General features: G+C 50.9%; 24 protein-coding genes. 23 read left to right on the forward strand and 1 reads right to left on the reverse strand.

Annotated elements, in window-relative coordinates; all coding sequences use genetic code 11:
- The first annotated feature begins 6 nt into the window (after positions 1-6).
- From accC to ACI48K_RS07115, 20 genes are all read left to right on the forward strand, one after another.
- On the forward strand, positions 7-1,350 hold the full coding sequence (gene accC / locus ACI48K_RS07020; protein ID WP_475026847.1) for an acetyl-CoA carboxylase biotin carboxylase subunit: 1,344 nt from the start codon (positions 7-9) through the stop codon (positions 1,348-1,350).
- Between the two features lie 116 nt (positions 1,351-1,466).
- Positions 1,467-1,874 carry an Asp23/Gls24 family envelope stress response protein gene (locus tag ACI48K_RS07025; RefSeq protein WP_475026848.1) on the forward strand — a complete coding sequence of 136 codons (408 nt, stop codon included), beginning with the start codon at positions 1,467-1,469 and terminating at the stop codon, positions 1,872-1,874.
- A gap of 91 nt (positions 1,875-1,965) precedes the next feature.
- Positions 1,966-2,505, forward strand: coding sequence for an alkaline shock response membrane anchor protein AmaP (gene amaP / locus ACI48K_RS07030; protein WP_475026849.1), 540 nt, complete (start codon positions 1,966-1,968; stop codon positions 2,503-2,505).
- A gap of 14 nt (positions 2,506-2,519) precedes the next feature.
- Positions 2,520-2,753, forward strand: coding sequence for a DUF2273 domain-containing protein (locus tag ACI48K_RS07035; RefSeq protein WP_475026850.1), 234 nt, complete (start codon positions 2,520-2,522; stop codon positions 2,751-2,753).
- A gap of 342 nt (positions 2,754-3,095) precedes the next feature.
- Positions 3,096-3,545, forward strand: a complete 450-nt coding sequence (gene nusB / locus ACI48K_RS07040) for a transcription antitermination factor NusB (protein WP_475026851.1) — start codon at positions 3,096-3,098, stop codon at positions 3,543-3,545.
- Between the two features lie 83 nt (positions 3,546-3,628).
- Complete coding sequence (folD, locus tag ACI48K_RS07045; RefSeq protein ID WP_475026852.1) at positions 3,629-4,486, forward strand: bifunctional methylenetetrahydrofolate dehydrogenase/methenyltetrahydrofolate cyclohydrolase FolD; 858 nt, start codon at positions 3,629-3,631, stop codon at positions 4,484-4,486.
- 82 nt (positions 4,487-4,568) lie between these two features.
- Positions 4,569-5,912: an exodeoxyribonuclease VII large subunit gene (xseA, locus tag ACI48K_RS07050; protein WP_475026974.1), complete on the forward strand. Its 1,344-nt coding sequence runs from the start codon at positions 4,569-4,571 to the stop codon at positions 5,910-5,912.
- Positions 5,875-6,171 carry an exodeoxyribonuclease VII small subunit gene (gene xseB / locus ACI48K_RS07055; RefSeq protein ID WP_475026853.1) on the forward strand — a complete coding sequence of 99 codons (297 nt, stop codon included), beginning with the start codon at positions 5,875-5,877 and terminating at the stop codon, positions 6,169-6,171. The genes xseA and xseB overlap by 38 nt, the downstream gene beginning before the upstream one ends.
- Before the next feature lie 37 nt (positions 6,172-6,208).
- Positions 6,209-7,066 carry a polyprenyl synthetase family protein gene (locus ACI48K_RS07060; RefSeq protein WP_475026975.1) on the forward strand — a complete coding sequence of 286 codons (858 nt, stop codon included), beginning with the start codon at positions 6,209-6,211 and terminating at the stop codon, positions 7,064-7,066.
- Between the two features lie 95 nt (positions 7,067-7,161).
- Positions 7,162-9,069 (forward strand): 1-deoxy-D-xylulose-5-phosphate synthase, encoded by a 1,908-nt coding sequence (gene dxs, locus ACI48K_RS07065; protein WP_475026854.1) that lies wholly within the window; start codon positions 7,162-7,164, stop codon positions 9,067-9,069.
- Positions 9,070-9,117: 48 nt separating this feature from the next.
- Positions 9,118-9,960, forward strand: a complete 843-nt coding sequence (locus ACI48K_RS07070; RefSeq protein ID WP_475026855.1) for a TlyA family RNA methyltransferase — start codon at positions 9,118-9,120, stop codon at positions 9,958-9,960.
- A gap of 129 nt (positions 9,961-10,089) precedes the next feature.
- The gene (locus ACI48K_RS07075) at positions 10,090-10,587 is read left to right on the forward strand and encodes a hypothetical protein (RefSeq protein ID WP_475026856.1); all 498 of its coding nucleotides are present in this window, start codon (positions 10,090-10,092) and stop codon (positions 10,585-10,587) included.
- A complete protein-coding gene (ahrC, locus tag ACI48K_RS07080; protein ID WP_475026857.1) occupies positions 10,587-11,036 on the forward strand; it encodes a transcriptional regulator AhrC/ArgR in 450 nt (149 codons plus the stop codon). The genes ACI48K_RS07075 and ahrC overlap by 1 nt, the downstream gene beginning before the upstream one ends.
- A 36-nt stretch (positions 11,037-11,072) precedes the next feature.
- Positions 11,073-12,812, forward strand: a complete 1,740-nt coding sequence (gene recN, locus ACI48K_RS07085) for a DNA repair protein RecN (RefSeq protein WP_475026858.1) — start codon at positions 11,073-11,075, stop codon at positions 12,810-12,812.
- A gap of 99 nt (positions 12,813-12,911) precedes the next feature.
- On the forward strand, positions 12,912-14,237 hold the full coding sequence (spoIVB, locus tag ACI48K_RS07090; protein ID WP_475026859.1) for a SpoIVB peptidase: 1,326 nt from the start codon (positions 12,912-12,914) through the stop codon (positions 14,235-14,237).
- Positions 14,238-14,490: 253 nt separating this feature from the next.
- Positions 14,491-15,297 (forward strand): sporulation transcription factor Spo0A, encoded by an 807-nt coding sequence (gene spo0A, locus ACI48K_RS07095; protein WP_475026860.1) that lies wholly within the window; start codon positions 14,491-14,493, stop codon positions 15,295-15,297.
- Between the two features lie 34 nt (positions 15,298-15,331).
- Entirely contained in the window at positions 15,332-17,026 is a 1,695-nt protein-coding gene (locus ACI48K_RS07100) for a M3 family oligoendopeptidase (RefSeq protein ID WP_475026861.1), read from the forward strand.
- 154 nt (positions 17,027-17,180) lie between these two features.
- Complete coding sequence (locus tag ACI48K_RS07105; protein ID WP_475026862.1) at positions 17,181-17,489, forward strand: ArsR/SmtB family transcription factor; 309 nt, start codon at positions 17,181-17,183, stop codon at positions 17,487-17,489.
- A gap of 12 nt (positions 17,490-17,501) precedes the next feature.
- A complete protein-coding gene (locus ACI48K_RS07110; protein ID WP_475026863.1) occupies positions 17,502-18,488 on the forward strand; it encodes a cation diffusion facilitator family transporter in 987 nt (328 codons plus the stop codon).
- A gap of 25 nt (positions 18,489-18,513) precedes the next feature.
- Positions 18,514-18,726 (forward strand): hypothetical protein, encoded by a 213-nt coding sequence (locus tag ACI48K_RS07115; RefSeq protein ID WP_475026864.1) that lies wholly within the window; start codon positions 18,514-18,516, stop codon positions 18,724-18,726.
- A gap of 55 nt (positions 18,727-18,781) precedes the next feature.
- On the opposite strand, the gene ACI48K_RS07120 is transcribed toward ACI48K_RS07115, so the two are convergent.
- Positions 18,782-19,063, reverse strand: coding sequence for a DUF2627 domain-containing protein (locus ACI48K_RS07120; RefSeq protein WP_475026865.1), 282 nt, complete (start codon positions 19,061-19,063; stop codon positions 18,782-18,784).
- A 171-nt stretch (positions 19,064-19,234) separates the two neighbouring features.
- Between ACI48K_RS07120 and lpdA the strand changes: the two genes are divergently transcribed.
- The 3 genes from lpdA (at position 19,235) to ACI48K_RS07135 (ending at position 22,995) form a co-directional block, all read left to right on the forward strand.
- The gene (gene lpdA / locus ACI48K_RS07125; RefSeq protein WP_475026866.1) at positions 19,235-20,656 is read left to right on the forward strand and encodes a dihydrolipoyl dehydrogenase; all 1,422 of its coding nucleotides are present in this window, start codon (positions 19,235-19,237) and stop codon (positions 20,654-20,656) included.
- A gap of 324 nt (positions 20,657-20,980) precedes the next feature.
- Positions 20,981-22,006 carry a thiamine pyrophosphate-dependent dehydrogenase E1 component subunit alpha gene (locus tag ACI48K_RS07130; protein ID WP_475026867.1) on the forward strand — a complete coding sequence of 342 codons (1,026 nt, stop codon included), beginning with the start codon at positions 20,981-20,983 and terminating at the stop codon, positions 22,004-22,006.
- Between the two features lie 2 nt (positions 22,007-22,008).
- Positions 22,009-22,995 carry an alpha-ketoacid dehydrogenase subunit beta gene (locus ACI48K_RS07135; protein WP_475026869.1) on the forward strand — a complete coding sequence of 329 codons (987 nt, stop codon included), beginning with the start codon at positions 22,009-22,011 and terminating at the stop codon, positions 22,993-22,995.
- The last annotated feature ends 2 nt before the right edge of the window (positions 22,996-22,997 follow it).

The raw sequence follows: 22,997 nt of genomic DNA on the forward strand, positions 1-22,997 counted from the left end.
GACACATTGAAATTTCATAAAATCTTAATTGCCAACCGCGGAGAAATCGCGGTTCGTATTATTCGCGCCTGTCGCGAGCTTGGGATTTCTACAGTTGCCGTGTATTCGGAAGCGGACAAGGATTCCCTTCATGTGCGGCTCGCGGATGAAGCGTATTGCATCGGACCAACGCTGTCGAAAGACAGCTATTTGAATTTAACGAACTTAATGAGCGTAGCAACGCTGACCGAATGCGACGCCATCCATCCGGGATACGGATTCCTCGCGGAAAACGCCGACTTTGCGGAGATTTGCGGCTCCTGCGACATTACGTTTATTGGGCCGTCCCCGGAAGCCATTACGAGAATGGGCGACAAAGCCGTAGCCAAACAAACGATGAAGATTGCCAAAGTTCCGGTTATTCCCGGTTCCGACGGATTGATCGAGGATCTGGACGAAGCGGTTATGGTCGCGCGCGACATCGGATATCCCGTGATTATTAAAGCAACCGCCGGCGGCGGGGGAAAGGGAATCCGTATTGCCGAAGACGAAGAATCGCTGATTAAACAGATTACGACGGCGCAGCAGGAAGCTCAGAAAGCGTTCGGCAACGCCGGAGTTTATTTGGAAAAATATTTGACCGGCATGAAGCACGTAGAAATTCAAATTATCGCCGACAAGCACGGCAACGCCGTTTTTCTAGGCGAACGCGATTGCTCGGTGCAGCGCCGCCGCCAAAAACTGGTGGAAGAAGCGCCATGCACCGTGCTGTCTCCGGAGAAACGCCGGGAAATGGGTGAGGCAGCCGTACGCGCGGCGCTTGCCGTTAACTACTCGGGGGCGGGAACGCTGGAGTTTTTGCTAGGACCTGACGGACGGTTTTACTTCATGGAGATGAATACGCGGATTCAGGTGGAACATCCGGTGACCGAAATGGTGACGGGAGTGGATCTGATTCAGGAAATGATTTCGGTTGCCGAAGGCAATCCGCTTTCCTTCTCCCAGGGAGACATCAAAATCAATGGCTGGTCCATCGAATGCCGGATTAACGCGGAAGATCCCGCACGGAACTTTATGCCGTCTCCCGGTAAAATCGGATTTTATCTAGCTCCGGGCGGTCCCGGTGTTCGTGTGGATAGCGCAGCTTATCCGGGATACACAATCTCTCCTCACTACGATTCCATGATCGCGAAGCTGATCGTTTGGGGAGCGACCCGCGAAGAAGCGATCGCCAAAATGAAGCGGGCCTTATCCGAATTCGCCATCGAAGGCATTCATACAACGATCCCTTTTCATCAGAGATTGCTGGAACATCCAACATTTGTCAAAGGTGATTTTGATATTAAATTTCTGGAAGAAAACGAGATTTAGAAACAGGCCTTCAGTTTGTCATAATGAGGCCCAAATGATATAGTATGTATAATAAGTGCGCGATTCTCTATCGGTGATGGGTCAGCGTCATACTTATTGAGAGGTGGATGAATAGAATGAATACATTGCCTACGGAATTCGAACGTACCGATATCGGTGAAATTCAAATTGCCCCAGAGGTCATTGAAGTCATTGCGGGTCTTGCTACGGTCGAAGTGAAAGGTGTTGCGGGTATGAGCGGCGGTTTTGCCGGCGGAATTGCCGAGCTGCTCGGACGGAAGAATCTTTCCAAGGGCGTTAAAGTGGACGTCGGACAACGCGAAGCGGCCGTTGACGTATCCGTGATTGTGGAATACGGCAATCGTCTGCCGGAAGTGGCGACGGAAATCCAGCGCAATGTGAAACGTTCGATCGAAACGATGACCGGACTTACTGTGGTGGAAGTGAATGTACATATTCACGACGTCATTTTCAAGGCATCCGAGAGAATCGAAGAGACGGAACCAAACCACAGGGTGAAATAATTCGTTAGCGAAAACCCCCGACCACGCGTCAGGGGTTTACTATAATTTTTTAGGCTTTGAACTCCCTCTACTTAAGGAGGCTTTACTTGTCGTGGCCAAAATTTTAGACAGGCTTTTGCTGTTTGTTTACAGCTTAAGTATCGGAATTCTATCCATTTTCGCGATCCTTCTGATGACGGGGGCAATGAAGATTCAACTTGACGCCGTTGAGGAAAAAACACTTTATATCGGTACTTGGGTGGTTGTTGTCGTATTGCTCTTGCTCAGCATTCGGTTTTTCTACATATCCGTCCGCCGGGACCGGCAATCGCTGCCGTCGATCGATCAGCGTACGGATTACGGGGATATTCAAATTTCCGTGGATACGATCGAGAATTTGTCTTATAAGGCGGCTTCCCGCATACGCGGCATCAAAGAAGTGAAAACGCGGATTCGGATTACCGATGCGGGTCTTGAAATTATGGTTCGCGCCCTTGTGGACGGCGAAACCTCGATTCCGGCATTAACCGAAGAAGTACAAAAGCAGGTTCATGATCATGTAGAGGACATTACGGGAATACCTGTCTCTTATGTTTCGGTTTACATCGCCAACCTAGTCCAATCGCCCGTGATCAAAAGCCGGGTTGAATAGGAGTGAGTAGCAGGGTGTTCTGGAAACAAATGTGGGAGAGTCACAGGGGGCGCCTGCTAGGGGTGGCGGCCGCCGTGTTTTTATGCCCGATTTATCTGTTTTTCGGATTTTGGAATATGCTGTTCTGCGCGCTGCTGTTGTTTATCGGTTACACCATAGGCAGGCAGAAGGATTTGGAGCAAGGTCCGCTTCTGCCTTGGAGTGAGCTGTGGGCATGGCTAACGTCGCGCTGGCGTCCTTTTAAATAATTCCTGCGATATGCTTACTCCGGAAAAGAGCTGCTTTTTATCTTGCCCATTTTATGGAGGTAGCATATCGCGGGTTTTTTTTGTTTGAATCGTGCCCGGAGCGGCAATCGTAAAGAAATAAGGTTTTATATAAGTTGAACCAATGAAAAGCAACAGGCAAGAGTGAGAAAGTTCTGGCACGCACGGCAGTGATCGCCTTTGTGAGCGGATTTCCGCTTCATCTGAATTTATTAATTCAAAGAAATCCGAGAACGACAGCGATCGGAAGAACTTTTCACACGACTGCCTCTCATGCGTTCATACGTAAGTTCAACTTATATAGTCAGCTCAAGGAGGAAACGCATGAAACGGAGATTGGCAAGAGAAATTGCAATACAAAGTTTGTACCAGATGGAAATGAACGAGGTGGAGGCCGAAGAAGCGGTAACCATGCTGATCGCGGAAGCCGCCGGAGACAATGAAAGCGAGGTTGAACTGTCCGACGTCGACGCGACGAAGGCGTTTGTTCTGGAAATTGTAAATGGAACCTGGACCCGGAAGGATGCCATTGACGGTTTGCTCTCCGATTATTTGAAGGGCTGGCAGCTCAGCCGTCTGTCCAAAGTTGACCGGCAGGTGTTGCGCCTGGCCGCTTACGAAATGATCTTTCGCGACGATGTTCCGGGAAAGGTTGCCGTCAACGAAGCCATTGAACTGGCTAAGCATTTCGGTACCGCGGAATCGGGCAAGTTTGTCAACGGCGTACTCGGGAAAATGATTCAAGAGCTTGACGCGCTTAAGAAGAAGGTATAATCGGATTTAAGCAACAAAGGCAGCTATCTTTATCGGCTGCTTTTATTATAAAAACAGACACTTCAGACAAAGGAGAGGAAGACATGTCGGCACCAATTATTAACGGAAAACAAATTTCGGAGGAGATCCGCGCAAGCCTTCGCGGCGAGGTGGAGCACCTTAAGCGTATGGGTGAAGCCCCTGGGCTGGCTGTCGTCCTCGTCGGGGAGGATCCCGCATCACAGGTATACGTACGCAATAAAGAAAAGGCCTGCCAGGATCTCGGTTACTATTCGGAGGTTCATCGCCTTCCGGAATCTACGTCACAGGAAGAACTGCTCGCGCTGGTGGACAAGCTGAACCGTCAGAAGGATATCCATGGTATCTTGGTGCAGCTTCCGCTGCCCAAACAAATTGACGAGAAGTCCGTTATTGACGCGATTTCGGTGGAAAAGGACGTCGACGGATTTCATCCCGTCAATGTCGGTAATTTGGTGATCGGAGACGACAGCCTGCTGCCTTGTACGCCGGCCGGAGTGATAGAGCTGATCAAGCGGACGGGAATCGAAATCTCCGGTAAACATGCCGTCGTGATCGGCCGAAGCAATATCGTCGGCAAGCCGGTTTCGCTGCTGCTTCAGCGTGAGAACGCCACCGTGACGATGTGTCATTCGCGTACGGCCAATATGAAGGAATTGACGAAACAGGCGGATATTCTTGTCGTGGCTATCGGGCGGGCCAATTTCGTCGATGCCTCTTATGTAAAACCGGGAGCGGTCGTGATCGACGTGGGTATGAATCGGCTCGATAACGGAAAATTGGCCGGAGACGTCGATTTTGAAAGCGTCAAGGAAGTATCCGGTCCGATTACCCCGGTTCCCGGCGGCGTAGGTCCGATGACGATCACGATGCTGATGCAAAACACGCTCATTGCATCCAAACGTATCCAAGGCTTAGCCTAATCAGAAAGCTCGTTTTACGAAAAGGGGGAGGCCCGTGGAACAGCGGATTCTTTCGATCAAGGAATTGAATCGGTACATTCGGATGAAGCTGGAATCGGACAGCTTGCTGTCCGAGGTGTGGATTCGCGGCGAAATATCCAACTTTACGCATCATTCCAGCGGCCATATGTATTTTACGTTAAAAGACGCCGACAGCCGGATCAAAACGATCATGTTCGCCTCGCATAACCAGCGGCTTCCGTTTATTCCGAAGGAAGGCTCGCGCGTGATTGCCCGGGGCAATGTGTCGGTCTACGAGCGGGACGGGCAGTATCAGTTTTATGCGACGCATATGCAGCCGGACGGGATCGGCAGCCTGTATCTGGCTTTTGAGCAGCTTAAGCAAAAGCTGCAGGAGGAAGGGCTGTTTGCGCCTGAAAAAAAACGTGCATTGCCGCGGTTTCCGAAGGTCATCGGCGTCGTCACATCGCCGACGGGAGCGGCCGTGCGGGACATTCTAACGACGCTGCAACGCCGTTATCCGCAGGCCGCGGTTATCCTGCACCCCGTGCTGGTGCAGGGCAAAGGCGCAGCGCCCGCGATCGCGAAAGCGATCCGGGCGCTGAACGCCATGGGCGAGGCCGACGTGCTGATCGTCGGCAGGGGCGGCGGCTCTCTCGAAGAGCTGTGGGCGTTTAACGAGGAGCAGGTCGCGCGCGCGATTTACGATTCGGCGATTCCGGTCATCTCGGCCGTCGGCCACGAGACCGATTTTACCATCGCCGATTTCGTCGCCGACCTGCGCGCCGCCACGCCCACCGCCGCCGCTGAGCTGGCCGTGCCGCACACGGCCGAGCTGCGCGCCATGCTGCGCCAGCGCGAACAGGTGCTGCAGCAAGGCTTGCAGCACCGCCTTGCGCAGGCGCGCGAGCGGCTCGGCCGGCTCCAGCGGTCGCCGGCGCTGACGCAGCCGCGGCGCGGTCTGGTCCAGCACGCGGAGCGGCTGGACCGGCTGTCCGCGCGGCTGACGAGCGTTACGATGTCGCGCATGAAGCTGACGACATCGTCCCACGACCGCTTGCATCAGCGACTGCTGCGTTTTCATCCGCAAGACGCGCTGCAGTACGCCAAGCGGCGGCAAGGCGAAGCGGAACGTTTGCTGCGTCAGACGATGTCCGGCATATTGAAAGAAAAATCGCAGCAGCTCGCTTCCGGCATTCGCCAACTTGATGCGCTGAGCCCGCTTAAAGTCATGGCCAGAGGCTACAGTCTCGTCTATGACGAACAGGGGGAGCGGCTGATTAAATCGCTAAGCGAAGTGGAACCCGGGGACCGAATCAAAGTCAAGGTCACGGATGGAGAACTGGACTGCCAGGTATGGGGCATGCGGGAAGGAGACACGATCGACCATGGAACAAGAGCAAAAGCCGAAGGCGAAGCAAACTGAAAATGAGGAACAGGAAATCAACTTTGAGGAAGCGATGAACCGGCTTGAAGAAGTTGTTTCGGAGCTGGAGCACGGGGACGTCCCGCTGGAGAAAGCGATTGATCTTTTTCAACAGGGGATGATGCTGTCGCAGCTGTGCAGCCAAAAGCTGGCCCAAGTAGAGCGCAAAATCGAAATGATTGCGCAGGGCGACAACGGCGAGTTGGTTAAGAAGCCTTTTCAGCCGCCGGTTGATGAGAGCGGTGATTCCTTTGAATAGATCGAGCATTCACGAGTATATGGAAGAAGTCGGCAGTATGATCGCTTCCCGCTTGGAAATCAGCGTTCCTTTGGAATGGGATGTTCCGGAGACTTTGCGTAAGTCGATGGGCTATTCGCTGATGGCCGGCGGCAAGCGGCTGCGGCCGCTGCTGGTCATTGCCGCGGCGGAGTCGCTGGGGGCGAACCGGGAGGCCGCGATGCCCGTCGCCTGCGCCGTGGAAATGGTACATACGTATTCGCTGATTCATGACGATCTTCCGGCCATGGATAATGATGATTATCGCCGCGGAAAGCTTACCAACCACAAAGTGTTCGGGGAAGCAATGGCCATCTTGGCGGGAGACGGACTGCTGACACACGCTTTTTACAGCGTCGTTCAGACTGCCCGGAAGCACGGCGTTTCGGCGGAGAACATCCTTGCGATCATCGAGGATTTGTCGCGGTTTGCCGGACCCGCCGGCATGGTTGGCGGGCAAGTGGCTGATATGGAAGGGGAGCAAGGGCTGACCGCTCTGGAACAGCTTCGTTATATCCATAAACATAAAACGGGCGACCTCATCGTCTTTTCGCTGATGGCGGGCGGCCGGATTGCCTCCGCTTCGCCGGAACAGCTGGAAGCGCTGGAGAAGTACGGCCGAGCACTTGGGCTCGCTTTTCAAATTCAGGACGATATCCTGGATCTGGTCGGCGACGAAAGCAAGCTGGGCAAAAAGACGCACAGTGATTTGAAACAGCAAAAGGTTACCTACCCTTATTTTATCGGGCTCGACGCCTCGCGGGTAGAGGTCGATCGTTTGACGCGCAGTGCCAAGGAAGCGGTTACGGGAGGCGCGATTCCGGACCCGGAGAGACTGCTGGAGATCGCCGATGTGCTTGTACGCCGTGACCATTAGCATATACAAGCGACTTCGACAATATGGAATCCTGTGGTATAATGAGTGCTATTAGTCATCTAGAGAAATCCATTTAAGGAAAGCGGGGAATTCATGTGCTGCTTTCGCAAATTCACGAACCTGCCGATCTGAAAAAATATTCCATTGAGCAATTGACGCCGCTTGCAGCGGAAATCCGCCAGTTTTTGATCGAAAAGCTGTCGGCGACTGGCGGGCATCTTGCCTCCAATTTGGGTGTGGTGGAATTAACGATTGCCATGCACTATTGCTATGATAGTCCGAATGACAAATTTATTTTTGACGTCGGACATCAGGCATACGTCCACAAAATGCTGACCGGACGCATGGATCAGTTTGACACGCTGCGCAAGCATAACGGCCTTTGCGGCTTCGTCAAACGCAGCGAAAGCGAGCATGACGTGTGGGAAGCCGGGCACAGCAGCACTTCGCTTTCGGCGGCCATGGGAATGGCGCTTGCGAGGGATCTGAAGGGCGAGAAGCACCGGGTGATCGCCGTAATCGGCGATGGCGCTTTAACGGGCGGCATGGCGTTCGAAGCGCTGAACCATATCGGCCATGAGAAGAAGGATCTCATGGTGATTTTGAATGACAACGAAATGTCGATTGCGCCGAATGTCGGTGCGATGCATAATTATTTGACCAAAATCCGTTCCGACCGCAACTATCTGCGGGCCAAGGACGAAATCGAGCAGTTTCTGAAGAAAATTCCCGCCATTGGCGGAAAGCTGGCCAAAACGGCCGAACGGGTCAAAGACAGTCTGAAATATATGATGGTTTCCGGCGTGCTGTTTGAGGAGCTCGGCTTCAAGTACTTGGGACCGGTGGACGGCCATGACGTTTCGGGATTGATTGAAGCATTCAAGCAGGCCAACAATGTGAGCGGTCCCGTTCTGGTGCACGTGCTCACGACCAAAGGAAAGGGCTATTCGCCTGCCGAAGAAGATTCTCACAAATGGCACGGAATCTCGCCGTACAAGATCGAATCCGGTCAGGTGCTCAAGGCGGTGGGCAATCCGATGTACACCGAGGTGTTCGGGCAAACCCTGATCGAACTGGCCGAGCAGGACGAACGGATCGTTGCCGTAACGCCGGCAATGCCGGGCGGTTCCGGTCTCGTCAAATTCGGCGAGCGTTTTCCGGGCCGGATGATTGACGTCGGCATCGCCGAGCAGCATGCGGCGACGATGTGCGCGGCGCTGGCCATGGAAGGAATGAAGCCGGTATATGCCGTCTATTCCACCTTCATGCAGCGGGCGTACGACCAGATCGTTCACGACATTTGCCGTCATAATGCCAATGTCATGTTCGCGATTGACCGGGCCGGTTTTGTCGGGGCGGACGGAGAAACGCATCAAGGTGTTTACGATATCGCTTTTATGCGGCATATTCCGAATATCGTGCTCATGATGCCGAAGGACGAAAACGAATTGCGCCATATGATGAAGACGGCGCTTGAATATAACGATGGACCAATCGCGTACCGTTACCCTAGGGTTAATGTTCCGGGCGTTCCGCTGGACGAAGAATTGGTTCCGATTCCGATCGGAACCTGGGAAACGGTCCGGGAAGGCGAGCATTTGGCAGTGATTGCCGTCGGCCCGATGGTTCAGGTGGCCGAGGAAGCCGCAGAGATCATGAAGCGCGACGGCGTATCGGTTTCCGTGGTTAATGCGAGATTTTTGAAGCCTTTGGACCATTCGATGTTGATGAAGCTTGCGCAAAGCGGATATAAGCTGGTGGTGCTGGAAGAAGCCTCGCAGGCCGGTAGCTTGGGCAGTGCCGTCCTTGAATTTTACGCCGAAGCGGGCGTAACCGGCGTGGATGTCAGCTTGATGGGAGTGCCGGATCGCTTTGTCGAGCATGGCAGCATCAAAGAGCAGCTTCATGAAGTCGGGCTAACGGCAGAAGCGGTTGTTGATGAACTGCAAAAATACCGGTCCGAACAACAATATACTTACGGCAAGAAGGTAAAACCGTCCTAATGCCGCGGTTTTGCGGATCTGCCCGGGATTAAAGTCAGGAGTTAGATCATGTCTGTTTCCAAGGAACGAATTGATGTCCTGCTGGTGGAGCAGGGATTTTTCGAGAGCAGAGAAAAAGCGAAAGCGGCGATCATGGCCGGCTTGGTATTTGGCGGGCAAGAGCGGCTTGAGAAGGCGGGGACGAAAATTCCTCGCGATACGATTTTATCCGTTAAGGGTGCGGTTCATCCTTACGTCAGCCGCGGCGGACTCAAGCTGGAAAAAGCGCTGAAGCGGTTCGGCATCGATCTTTCGGGCCGAACCATGCTTGATATCGGCTCATCCACCGGCGGATTTACCGACTGTGCGCTGCAGCACGGAGCCGGTTACGTCTACGCGATTGACGTCGGGTATAATCAATTGGACTGGTCGCTGCGCAATGACGAGAGAGTCAACGTGAAGGAACGAATGAATTTTCGATATATGACTCCGGAAGATCTTGACGGTCCTGTTCCGAACTTTGCCAGCATTGATGTTTCTTTTATTTCGCTTAAAATTATTTTGCCGCCGCTCCTTACCCTTCTCAATCGTCCGGCTGACATCGTGGCGCTGATTAAACCGCAGTTCGAAGCCGGTCGGGAAAAGGTCGGCAAATCCGGTGTAGTACGTGATTCCAAGGTTCATATTGAAGTGCTGGAAACAGTGCTGCAGTTTGCCGAAGAATCCGGGTTTAGACTACAAGGTCTTACTTTTTCACCAATTACCGGTGGAGAGGGGAATATCGAGTTTTTGGCGCATTGGCAGCTAGGAAACGAGATGCCTTCCGAATTGGCGGCTGAACCGATTCCGGCGCTGATTCGCCGCATAGTATCCGAAGCTTCCGAAACGTTCGCTGGCGGCCCGTCGAAATGACGGGCTTTTTTGATGCGGGAATTGAAAATGCGAACGTTTGTGCTGTATAATGGAAATACCTCGAAATTATTTGAAGGATTAACAGGAGCTTGCCTGGATTCGTCGAAATAATTGTTGAGGTGATTTCAGGTGGGAACGTACTCCGACCAAGTTCTAATGCTGCTGATCGCGGGGATTGCGGCATATCTGGTTTACCGCGGGTTCCGTTCCTGGGTTCGCAAACCTTTTACCCTAAGATCGGGTATCGGGTTTCGACTGAACGAAGAGATTCTGGAGCATCCCGCAATCGATCTGCTTGAGCAAGCGGGTTATGAAGTGATCAGCGATAAGCTGAAGATTCCCCTCGCTTTTAAGGTTGATCGCGAAGTTCTGCATAGCCGTCTTTTTATTGACTATATTGCCGTCAAGAACGGGGAATTCTATTTGGTAAGAACTTCTCGCGAACGCTTGGCGATCGAATGGACGGGCGGTGGTATCCGCAGAGAACTGCTGCCTTATTTGCTGCTGTATCCCGAATGCGGAGGCTTATTGTATGTAGATACGGAGAACGGGCGCATCAGAGAAATCACTTTAACAACCGACGAAGACGAAGATGAAGCAGCCTTAGAAGGCTCATGGAGGGCATAATGAAAGGTCAACGACACATTAAAATTCGCGAAATCATTACGGGCCGGGAAATTGAAACCCAGGACGAGCTGGTTGAAGCGCTGCGTGAATCGGGCTATCAGGTGACTCAAGCAACGGTATCGCGCGACATTAAGGAATTGATGCTGATTAAAGTTCCCACCGACGACGGGAGATATAAATATTCGATGCCGACGGCCCAGCGCTACAATCCGGTACAGAAACTTCAGCGGGCTCTGATCGACAGTTTTGTACATATTGACCACACCGGCAATTTGGTGGTCATGAAATGTTTGCCCGGCACGGCCAACTCGGTCGCCGTATTGATCGACAATATGGAATGGCCGGATCTGCTCGGAACGATTTGCGGAGATGATACGATTTTGCTGATTTGCCGGAATGAAGAATACAGCCGCTTTCTCATTAATCAAATCATGGGATTCATTTCTTAACTGAACTTCGTTTAGGGGAAGGGAGTTGCCGTCATCGTGTTGGTCCATTTATCTATTCGGAATTTGGCGGTTGTCGAAGCCGTGGATGTTACGTTTTACTCCGGGTTTCATGTGCTGACGGGAGAAACCGGTGCGGGCAAATCGATTATTATCGACGCGCTGGGACTCATCGCCGGCGGCCGGGGTTCGGCCGATCTGATCCGGTACGGGTGCGAAAAGGCGGAAATGGAGGCTTCTTTCGATTTGCCTCAGGGTCATCCGGTCTGGGAGATCCTTTCCCGGCTCGGCATTGAAGGCGATGCGGAGGAATTGCTGATTATCCGCCGGGAAATCAGCATTCAAGGCAAGAGTTCCGCCCGGATCAACGGACAATTGGTCAATTTGTCGATGCTGAGAGATGTCGGCGAAGCTCTGATCAATCTGCATGGCCAGCACGAGCATCAGACGCTGCTTCGCTCCGAGCGCCATTTGGAACTGCTTGACGCTTTCGGCGCCGAGTCCATAGGCCCCGTTAAGGCCAGATATCAGGAAACGTATGCGGATTTTGTACGGCTCGACAAGGAATGGAACGACCTGCAGAGCACCAGCCAGCAGGCGCTGCAGATGCTTGATCTGTACCGTTTTCAACTCGAAGAAATCGCCGCTGCCCGTTTGAAGCCGGGAGAAGATGAATTGCTGACGGCAGAAAAGGTAAAGCTATCCCATAGCGAGAAAATGATGGACTCCATATCGCAAGCGTACGACCTGCTGTACGGCTCCAAGGGTTTGGAAGCCGTGGCCAAAGCGGTGTCCCGTCTTTCCGATGTGGCGGGCTACGACAGCAAAGGAATCGCTCCTTTGCTGGAACAGCTGCAATCCGCTTATTATCAGCTGGAAGATGCCTCATACAGCCTTCGCGATTACCGCGAACGAATCGAGTTTAATCCCGAACGGCTCGACGAAGTCGAAGAACGGTTGGATTTAATCTCTACCCTGCGGCGTAAATACGGCGACAACGTTGAAGGTATTTTGGCGTATCATCAGAAGATCTCCAAAGAAACGGAAACGCTTGAAAATAAAGATGAACTGCTTGAGAAACTGCAGGCGAAACGCGATGAGCTGCTGACGGTTTTGTTATCCGAGGCCGCTGAGTTAAGCACGGTTCGCAGGAAGAAAGCGGAGGAACTGGCTGCCAAAATCGAAAGCGAATTGAAGGATCTTCAAATGGAACGGACATCCATGCAGGTGAAGCTGGATTGGAACGAGGATCCTCGCGGCTTAGAATATGAAGGCCGCAAAGTTCGGCCAGGCAAACAAGGAATCGATAATGCCGAATTCCTGATTTCTCCGAACCCGGGCGAACCGCTGCGTCCACTTGGAAAGATCGCTTCCGGAGGCGAATTGTCACGGATCATGTTGGCCTTGAAGAGTATTTTCGCGCGTCACGACGAAGTACCCGTGCTCATTTTCGATGAAGTTGATACCGGAGTCAGCGGGCGGGCAGCCCAGTCGATCGCCAACAAATTATATAGACTGTCTGACACCTGTCAAGTTTTCTCCATTACTCATTTGCCGCAGGTGGCTTGCATGGCCGATCATCAATATCTGATCGAGAAGCAGGTTGAGGATGGCAGAACGCTGACCCGTGTCCAGACCTTGGATGAGAATGGCCGCGTTAACGAACTGGCCCGTATGCTGGGCGGCGTTGAAATCACCGAGAAGACGAAGCATCATGCACAGGACATGCTGAAGCTGGCACAGGCTCAAAAGGATGTTTTATTAAGTCCGGCACAATGATTGACAGTAATAAAAGACCTGCCCCGGGGTATCTTATAGGTACGCAATTGGCGACCACCTTTTCGTCAAGCGAAAGAAGCTAAGGGAGCGTGACAGCCATTGAACCCGAACCTCAGGAAAGGATTGCTTGGTCTTTTACTTGCCTTCTTCTTTTGTTTTATCGGTACATCAGCTGCGAAAGGCCATGCGCTTATTTTGCCCGATGAGCTGCGTTTATTTCAGGGACAGGGAGCACAGATCGATTTGGCCTTGCCTGTACAGGCCGAGGTCAGCGTTGACCGCCCCGATGTGGTCAGACTAAACGATCAATCGACCGCGTCCATGAAGGTCTCCTTGGGACATCCGCTCAAGCTCTCGACGCTTAGCAGTGGAGAAGCCAAACTTCGCATGAAATTATTCGGTCAAATTCCTCTTAAGACCGTGAAGGTCAATGTCATTCCTGACTTGAAGGTTATTCCCGGCGGTCAAACCATTGGCGTTAAAGTGAAGTCTGCAGGAATCTTGGTGGTTGGCCATCATCAGGTGATGACCGACACCAGCAAAGTTTCACCGGGCGAAGCCGCAGGAATTCAGATTGGCGATTTGATCACCCATATGAACGGAATTCAATTAAAGGATGTTCGAGATGTAGCGGAGATTGCCGCAAAAGCTGGGCATAGCAAACAGCCTCTTAAGATTACTTACAAACGGAATAACCAGGAATTTTCTACTTCTTTAACTCCAGCTTATGACAAACAGGATAACGCTTGGCGGCTTGGTCTTTATATTCGGGATTCGGCGGCGGGGGTTGGCACTTTGACATTTTACGCTCCCGATCACGGGGTCTATGGGGCTCTGGGGCACATTATCACCGATTTGAATACGCAGACGCCGATTATTGTGGGCAGCGGCGAAATACTCCAATCCAGCGTGACTTCCATTTCCAAGAGTGAAAGCGGAGAGCCCGGGGAAAAGCGAGCGCATTTTCTTAAAGAGGGTAAAACTTTAGGGAATATCGAACGAAACACGCATTTCGGCATCTTTGGCAAGATGAAGGAGAACCCCGAGCACAGCGCTTACCAGAAACCGATACCGGTCGCTTTCGCGGAGGAAGTAAAGGAAGGTCCCGCCGAGATCTTGACGGTCGTCGAAGGACAACGGGTAGAGCGCTTTAATGTGGAAATCGTCCATGTTTCCAGACAGAGCGTGCCGGAAACCAAAGGGTTGGTTATCCGGATTACCGATCCGAAGCTCGTGGAGAAAACAGGCGGCATCGTTCAAGGGATGAGCGGAAGCCCCATCATTCAAAACGGAAAGCTGATAGGGGCCGTAACCCATGTATTCGTCAACGATCCGAGATCGGGTTACGGATGTTTTATCGAGTGGATGCTGCAGGATGCCGGAATTTTAAAGGCAACCCCTTCACAAAATCTTAAGGCGAGTTGACGCCTTAAGATTTTTTCTTTATAGTTGGGTATCGGCCAATCGACAAGCGAGTTAGCGGCAAAAGCAAGGAATTGTCGAATTGATTCGAAACGAATCAGAATATGTAAATAAATAAATTATTATAACGTAACAGGGTAAAAAAATAAAGAAAAATAATTTTCGACAGAAGGAATTTACTTTTGTATGTCGAATCCTTATTCTGGAAGAAGAGAAAAGAAAAATTTTACCTATTTCTTGAAGGAGGAAGTAGTCAGTGCAGAAAATCGAAGTGTTATTGGCCGATGATAATCGGGAATTTACCAATTTGCTCGCGGAATACATTTCGGAGCAAGACGACATGGTCGTCTCAGGTATTGCTTACAACGGAGAAGAAGTACTGGAGATGATTGAAGGCGCCGCTAAAGTTCCGGAAGTATTGATCCTGGACATCATTATGCCTCATCTTGACGGTTTGGGCGTATTGGAACGTTTGCGTGATCTTAATTTATCTCCGCAGCCCAAAATCATTATGCTGACCGCTTTCGGACAAGAAAACATCACGCAGCGTGCCGTCCAACTCGGAGCTTCTTATTACATTCTGAAGCCATTCGATATGGAGGTGCTTGCGAATCGCATTCGTCAGCTTGTTGGTGTTCAAAGCCTAACAACCGGAAATGCTCCATCCTCTTCCTTCGTCAAGTCCAATGTGGTGCCTTTGGGCAAAGGAAAGAATCTGGATGCGAACATTACGTCCATCATCCACGAAATCGGAGTTCCTGCACATATCAAAGGGTATCAGTACTTACGCGAAGCCATCACGATGGTTTACAACAATATTGAAATTTTAGGCGCTATCACCAAAACTTTGTATCCCGCCATAGCTGAAAAATTTAAAACAACGCCGTCCCGGGTAGAACGAGCTATTCGGCATGCCATTGAGGTGGCCTGGACACGTGGCAATATTGATTCGATTAGTCATTTGTTTGGCTACACGATTAATATCTCCAAGTCCAAACCGACAAATTCAGAGTTCATCGCCATGGTAGCAGACAAGCTCAGAATCGAACACAAGGTAAGCTAAGCAATTTATATACAGGCCGGAGGCGCATTTATTCATGAAATTTACCGAGTTTCCTTATAAACGCCCGGATGTTAAAAAATTGGAGGGACAATTTAAAGAACAGCTCCAAATTTTCAACGAAGCCGGCAATGTACACAAGCAAAATGAAGCCATGGAGGCTGTTTATAATCTTTTGATCGATTTTGAAACGCAGGCAACCCTGGTGGAAATCCGCCATTCGATCAATACAAACGATGAGTTTTACAAAACCGAGCAGGAATATATAGATGAGGTTCGGCCGATCGTTCAGGAGTATGTTACGGATTATTACCGTGCGTTGGTTCAGTCGCCTTTCCGTTCGGAGCTGGAAGCAAAATGGGGTGAACAACTGTTTCGTTTGGCAGAAATCTCTTTAAAAACCTTTTCTCCCGAAATTATCGAAGATTTGCAAAAGGAAAATAAGCTGATATCCGAATATGCGCGAATCATGGCTTCGGCCAAAATTCCTTTTGAGGGAGAAGAACGGACGCTGCCGCAGTTGATTCCATTCGAGCAGTCGACGGATCGGGAAATCCGGCGTCAAGCTTCGGAGGCAAGGTATCGGTTTATGTCCGATCACGCAGAGGAGCTGGATCAAATTTTTGACGACCTGGTCAAGGTTCGAACAAAAATGGCTCGAGCGCTCGGATATGATAATTTTATTGAATTGGGTTATGCCCGCATGGACCGAACCGATTATAACGAAGAAATGGTTAGCCGGTTTCGGCAGCAGGTAGCGGAACACATCGTTCCGCTCGCTACTCGGCTTAAAGAACGCCAACTTGAGCGGATCGGTGTCGATACATTGAAATATTATGATGAAAATCTCACCTTCCTGTCGGGGAATCCGACGCCGAAAGGAGATGCGGATTGGATTTTGGCGGGCGGTACCGAAATGTATCGGGAAATGTCACCGGAAACCGGAGAATTTTTCGGATTTATGACCGATAACGGCTTAATGGATCTGGTGAGCAAAAAAGGAAAACGCGGCGGAGGTTATTGTACTTTTCTTCCGGGTTATAAAGCGCCGTTTATTTTCTCGAATTTTAACGGAACTTCCGGTGATATCGATGTTTTGACACATGAAGTCGGCCATGCTTTTCAAGCTTATGAAAGCCGCAATTTGGGCGTTCCCGAGTATTTTTTCCCTACGGCCGAAGCTTGCGAAATTCATTCGATGAGCATGGAGTTTTTCGCTTGGCCTTGGATGGACCGTTTCTTCAAAGAAGATGCGGATAAATATCGTTATGACCATTTGGCGAGCTCTTTGCTTGGCGTTCCTTATATCGTTTCGGTTGACGAGTTCCAGCATTTTGTTTATGGAAATCCTGACGCAACGCCGGATGAGCGTAAAACCGCATGGAGAAACATCGAAAAGAAATATCTCCCTCATCGCAATTACGACGGCAACGAGTTTTTGGAGCAGGGGGGCTACTGGCAGCGGCAGCTTCACATTTATCACTATCCGTTTTACTATATCGATTACTCGCTGGCACAGTTGTGTGCCTTCCAGTATTGGAAACGGTTGAACGAAAATTATGAGGAAGCGTGGAACAGTTATCTGAAATTATGCCGAGCAGGCGGAAGCAAGTCATTCCTCGAATTGGTCGATTACGCCGGTCTGATTTCTCCATTTGAGCAAGGCTGCGTGGAATCCGTAATCGTCGATATCGAGAATTGGTTAAACGGTGTAAACGATAAAGCTATGTGAAAAATTCGTTGTGAAAACGGCGGTTTTACGGCAAATGCCGTGAACCGCCGTTTTTTTGCGTCCCTAAACATTGACAATAAGTACCTTGTTGGCATATCCTATATATGAGCATATGTTCATATATAACTTTTCGTGAAGGGATTGACCGTGTTTTATGGAGAGAAATGTGCATTCCTTTTTTAGCCCGGATACGATGGAGAAGGTATCGACGATATTCAAGGCTTTGTCCGATCCAACCAGAATACGAATTCTTTACCTGCTATCCGAAGAGGAATGTTCGGTTAACCATATATCCGAGGTATTAAACTTATCTCAATCGGCAGTATCGCATCAATTAAGCACGCTGCGTAACCTAAGACTTGTCAAATACAGAAGAGAAGCGAATACGCTGTATTACAGCTGCGATGATAATCACGTCATTTCGCTGCTTACTCAAGCCATCCAGCACGCGAAATGCGATTAGGGAGGGAACACTATGGGGCATTATCATGATCACGACCATGACCGTCACGAACATGACCATAATCATGATCATCACGGTCACGAACATGGTCACGGCGGCCATCACCATCATTTCGACCATGACGCGGTGAGATCGGGCAATAAGAAAGGCCTGTTGATAGCGCTCGTCATCACGTCGGGCATTGCGGCGCTCGAATTTTTCGGCGGACTATTTACGAACAGTCTGGCGCTTTTATCGGATTCCGGGCATATGATCAGCGATGCGAGTTCATTGATATTCAGTTTGTTTGCGATTTGGATTGCGGCGCGGCCCGCTTCGCCGGGTAAAACCTACGGATTCTACCGTATCGAAATTTTGGCGGCGATGCTTAACGGATTGACTTTGTTCGTGATCGCTGCTTTTATTATATGGGAGGCGGTCCAGCGGTTGTTTGATCCGCCGACCGTCTCGAGCAACACGATGATGCTGATTGCTGTTGTCGGTTTGATTGCGAATCTGGCCAGTGCATATGCGCTGCATAAGAAGGGCGATGTCAAAGATAACGTTAACCTCAAGAGCGCTTATTTGCATGTGTTGGGGGACGCCCTTGGTTCGGTAGGCGCCATTCTTGCCGGGATCGTTATGTCGCTGTTTGGCTGGTATATTTTCGACCCGATCATCAGCGTACTTGTAGCTCTGCTCATTCTTAAAGGAGCCTGGGGCGTTTTGACGCAATCCGTGCATATCCTGATGGAAGGCGCTCCGGCTTCAATCAATCAAGACCGTGTCAAAGACAGTCTTGAACAAATTCAGGGCGTCACCGGAGTACATGACCTGCACATTTGGACGATCACATCCGGAATGGACGCGCTAAGCTGCCATTTGATCATTGAGGCTAATCAAGACAGCCAGACTGTGCTGCAAGACGCGATCACGATGCTCGAAGACGTTTATCGGATCGGTCATACTACAATTCAGGTGGAATGTCCGTATATCCGACATCGTGAGCTCCTGGTTTAGTCGAACCATGTTGGGAGGATTTAAAATGTCTGAAAATGAAATGTCGGGTTTGGAGAAATATAAGCAGTTGGTGGAGAGCCCGGGTCTTCGGGGAGAGGAAAAGCTGCTGCTTAACGAACTGCTGAAGCAAGCAGAGCAGCTTCATGCCGAGAATATCAGGCTTCGCAAGGCGCTGCTTCGCGTTTCTTCACAGGGAGCGCGGATGTCGAGCAAATTGAAGGAAGCATTATACGAATAGAAACGAAAACCTCTTTCTCCGGTACTGGGTGAAAGAGGTTTATTATGTAGAACATTTATGAATTGGCTTTATTGCGCCGGAACCCGGGGCCGACATAGCCGCGTTTGCGATCGCGGAAAAATATCCAGCCGCCGATGAAGCCCGCGCCAGCGACAAAAAGCAAGAAACCAACTCCAAAACTCAGCCAATCAAAAGAAATCCGGGATAATGAATCGTCTCCGAACTTAGACATGTAAAGAAACAAGGCATCCTTCATTTTGACGAAACCATACATGGACAGAAGGCCGGGGATCACCAGCAGAAGGATGGCAATAAAACGGGAAAAGATCAGCTTCATAAGCCTGTTCGTTCCTTTCCGTAACAAATATCACTTTTGATCATACCTTTTTTATCAAATTCTGTCTATTGCGTTGCCGGATTTGTAATGGAGCCAAAACAAGGTAAAATAATAGTGCACGCACATATGGAAATTATAAAATAACGATATTGAATGGGTGAGGATAAAAAGATGGCAATTACATGCGATGTAGCGGTGTTAGGCGGCGGTACAGGCGGGTATATCGCGGCGATACGCGCCGCTCAGCTTGGTAAGGAAGTGGTGATCATCGAACAGGACAAGCTCGGCGGCACATGCTTGCACAGGGGATGCATTCCGAGCAAAGCTTTGCTTCGAAGCGCGGAGCTGTACGACCAAATGAAAAACAGCGCCGGCTTCGGTATTGAAACAAGCGGATTGTCGCTTGTATTTCCAAAAGTACAGGAACGGAAGCAGGCCATTGTGGATCAGCTCCACAAAGGGGTTCAGTATTTGATGCGCAAGCACAAAATTCAGGTCATTCAGGGCAAAGGCCGAGTGATCGGACCATCCATTTTTTCGCCGAAAAGCGGGGCGGTTGCGGTTGAATTAAGCAGCGGGGAAATGGAAACGATCGTCCCCGCCAATCTCATCATAGCCACCGGCTCGCGTCCGCGTACGCTTCCTGGCCTGGTTCCCGACGGCGTTCATATTCTAAGCAGCGATGAGGCTTTGCATATGGAGCAGCTCCCCGAATCGATGATGATTATCGGCGGCGGCGTGATCGGTGTGGAGTGGGCGTCACTGCTGAATGATTTCGGCGTCAAAGTGACGATTGTGGAAGCGGCGAATCAGCTTTTGCCTGCGGAAGACAGTGACGTTGCCCAGGAACTGCAAAAGCAGCTTCATCGCCGCGGTATAACAGTGATGACTGGAACGATGGTAGCATCGGAATCTTTGGGAATCAGCGAAGAAGGGCTTAGCATCACGGCCAAACGGGGAGAAGAAACGCTGGAACTGCAGGCCGACAAGCTGCTGCTCTCGATTGGTCGGCAGGCGAATGTAGAGAATATCGGTTTGGAAAATACGGATATCGGGCTTAACCAAGGCTTTATCCGTGTCAATGAGCACATGCAGACGACCGAACCGCATATTTACGCAATCGGCGATTGCATCGGCGGCTTGCAGCTTGCTCACGCGGCGAGCCATGAAGGGTTGATCGCTGTCCATCATTTGGCAGGTAGTGTGTCCCACGGCTATCGGGAGGATCAAGTGCCTCGCTGCGTTTACACAAGACCGGAAGTTGCTTCAGTAGGCATAACGGAAAAAGAAGCCAAGACCCGAGGGCATGAAGTCAAAGTGAGCAAGGTGCCATTTTCGGCAATTGGCAAGGCGTTGGTGCAGGGCCACAATGAGGGGTTCGTCAAAATGGTTGCCGATGCGGAAACGGGCGATTTACTGGGCGTTCAAATGATCGGCCCGCACGTTACGGAGCTGATCGGCCAGGCAGCACTTGCTCAATTGCTCGATGCTTCGCCTTGGGAAATCAGCCAAGCCGTATTTGCGCATCCAACGTTGTCCGAGATCCTTGGAGAAGCTGCGCTCGCGATCGAAGGCTTCCCTCTCTCCACTTGAAAAGTCCGGCGAATTTAATATTATGAAGCAATTGGCTAAAGTAAATACATTCGCTGTAGGACTGAATTTGTTCTGAAGAAGCGGCAGTGTTCGCCTTTGCAGACGGGTTGTAACCTTGTCTGATTCGCTTAAATAAAGACAATCCGACTGCAACAGCGATCGTAAGCCCAAAGCTTTCTCGCAGAGACGAATGATCGCCGGACTTTTCCCAAAGTTATTTTCCTTTTGCCCCAAAAGCGTTTATAATAAAGCTATCCCAAATATTAGTACCAGGTTTTAAGATTAGATCTAATATATTGGATCCATTACAAGGAGGTAACTCCCATGAACGCAAAAAGTTCAGTTCACACGCAGCCTAAACATGAACAACTCGGTTTGTCGGATGCAGAAGTCGTGGACATGTACAGATATATGCTGCTCGCGCGGAAATTCGACGAACGCAACATGCTGCTGCAGCGCGCCGGCAAAATCAATTTCCACGTGTCCGGCATCGGACAGGAAGCGACGCAGGTAGCGGCGGCATTTGCTCTTGACCGGCAGCGCGATTATTTCCTGCCTTACTACCGGGATTACGGGTTTGTTCTCGCCGTGGGAATGTCGCTGAGAGAATTGATGCTGTCGGCATTCGCCAAGGCGGAGGATCCCAATAGCGGCGGACGTCAGATGCCGGGACATTTCGGCAGCAAGCGTCTGCGCATCGTTACCGGCTCCAGTCCGGTAACCACCCAGGTTCCGCATGCTGTAGGCGTCGCGCTGGCAGCCAAAATGCAAAAGAAGGACATCGTTTCGTACGTGACCTTCGGCGAGGGCTCCAGCAACCAGGGGGATTTTCATGAGGGCCTCAATTTTGCCGGCGTTCAAAAGCTCCCGGTCATTTTCCTGTGCGAAAACAACCAATACGCGATTTCCGTTCCGGTAAAAAAGCAGCTGGGCGGTCAAGTAAGCGACCGGGCTCTAGGTTATGGGTTTCCGGGCATCCGCGTTGACGGCAACGATGCGCTTGAAGTGTACCGGGTCGTGAAGGAAGCGCGTGAACGGGCCGTGCGCGGCGAGGGACCTACTTTGATCGAATCCGTAATGTACCGGCTGTCGCCTCACTCCACTTCGGACAATGATCTGGCTTACCGGACCAAGGAAGAAGTCGATGAAAATTGGAAAAAAGACGGCCTTCCGAAAATGAAGGCATACCTGATTGAAAACGGCTTGTGGAGCGAAGAGCAGGATGAAGCCCTTGCCAAGGAAATCAACCAGCAGTTGAAGGAAGCGGTGGAGTCGGCAGACAACGCGCCGTTTCCAAAGGCGGAGGATACCTTGCTTCATGTGTATGCCAGCGAAGAGGAGGGCAAATAATCATGCCGGTTATGGAATATATCGACGCCATTCGTCTGGCGATGAAAGAAGAAATGGAACGCGATGAAAGTGTATTCGTCATGGGCGAAGACGTTGGCGTCAAAGGCGGCGTGTTCACCACGACGAAAGGCCTCCAGTCTCAGTTTGGCGAGGAGCGGGTCATCGATACGCCGCTTGCGGAGTCGGCGATTGCCGGTGTCGCCATCGGCGCGGCCATGTACGGGCTTAAACCGATCGCGGAAATGCAGTATTCGGATTTTATGCTGCCCGCCACGAACCAAATCATCAGCGAAGCGGCCAAAATCCGGTATCGCTCCAACAATGACTGGAATTGCCCTGTCGTTGTCCGCGCTCCGATCGGGGGCGGGATCTTCGGCGGATTGTACCATTCCCAATGTCCGGAATCGATTTTTTTCGGAACGCCGGGACTTAAAATCGTCGCGCCTTATTCGGCCTATGACGCCAAAGGATTGCTGAAAGCGGCGATCCGCGACCCCGATCCCGTCTTGTTCTTCGAGAACAAAAAATGCTACAAGCTGATTAAAGAGGATGTTCCTGAGGATGATTACATCGTGCCGATCGGCAAAGCGAAGGTGCTGCGCGAAGGGACGGACATCACCGTGATCAGTTACAGTCTCCCGCTGCATTTTGCAATGCAGGCAGCCGAGGAACTGGCTGCCGAACAGGGCATTAGCTCTCATATTCTTGATCTTCGGACACTGCAGCCGCTCGATCGTGAAGCGATTATTGCCTCAGCACGCAAGACGGGGAAAGTTCTGATCGTACATGAAGACAATAAAACGGGCGGTATCGGCGCGGAAGTTGCGGCGATTGTGGCCGAGGAATGCTTGTTTGAACTGGATGCTCCGATCCACAGACTGTGCGGTCCGGATGTACCGGCTATGCCGATCAGCCCCCCAATGGAGAAGTTTTTTATGCTGAGTAAAGATAAAGTTAAAGAAGCGATGCTTCAATTGGCGCTTTATTAACC

It is taken from the genome of Paenibacillus terrisolis (assembly GCF_056171975.1).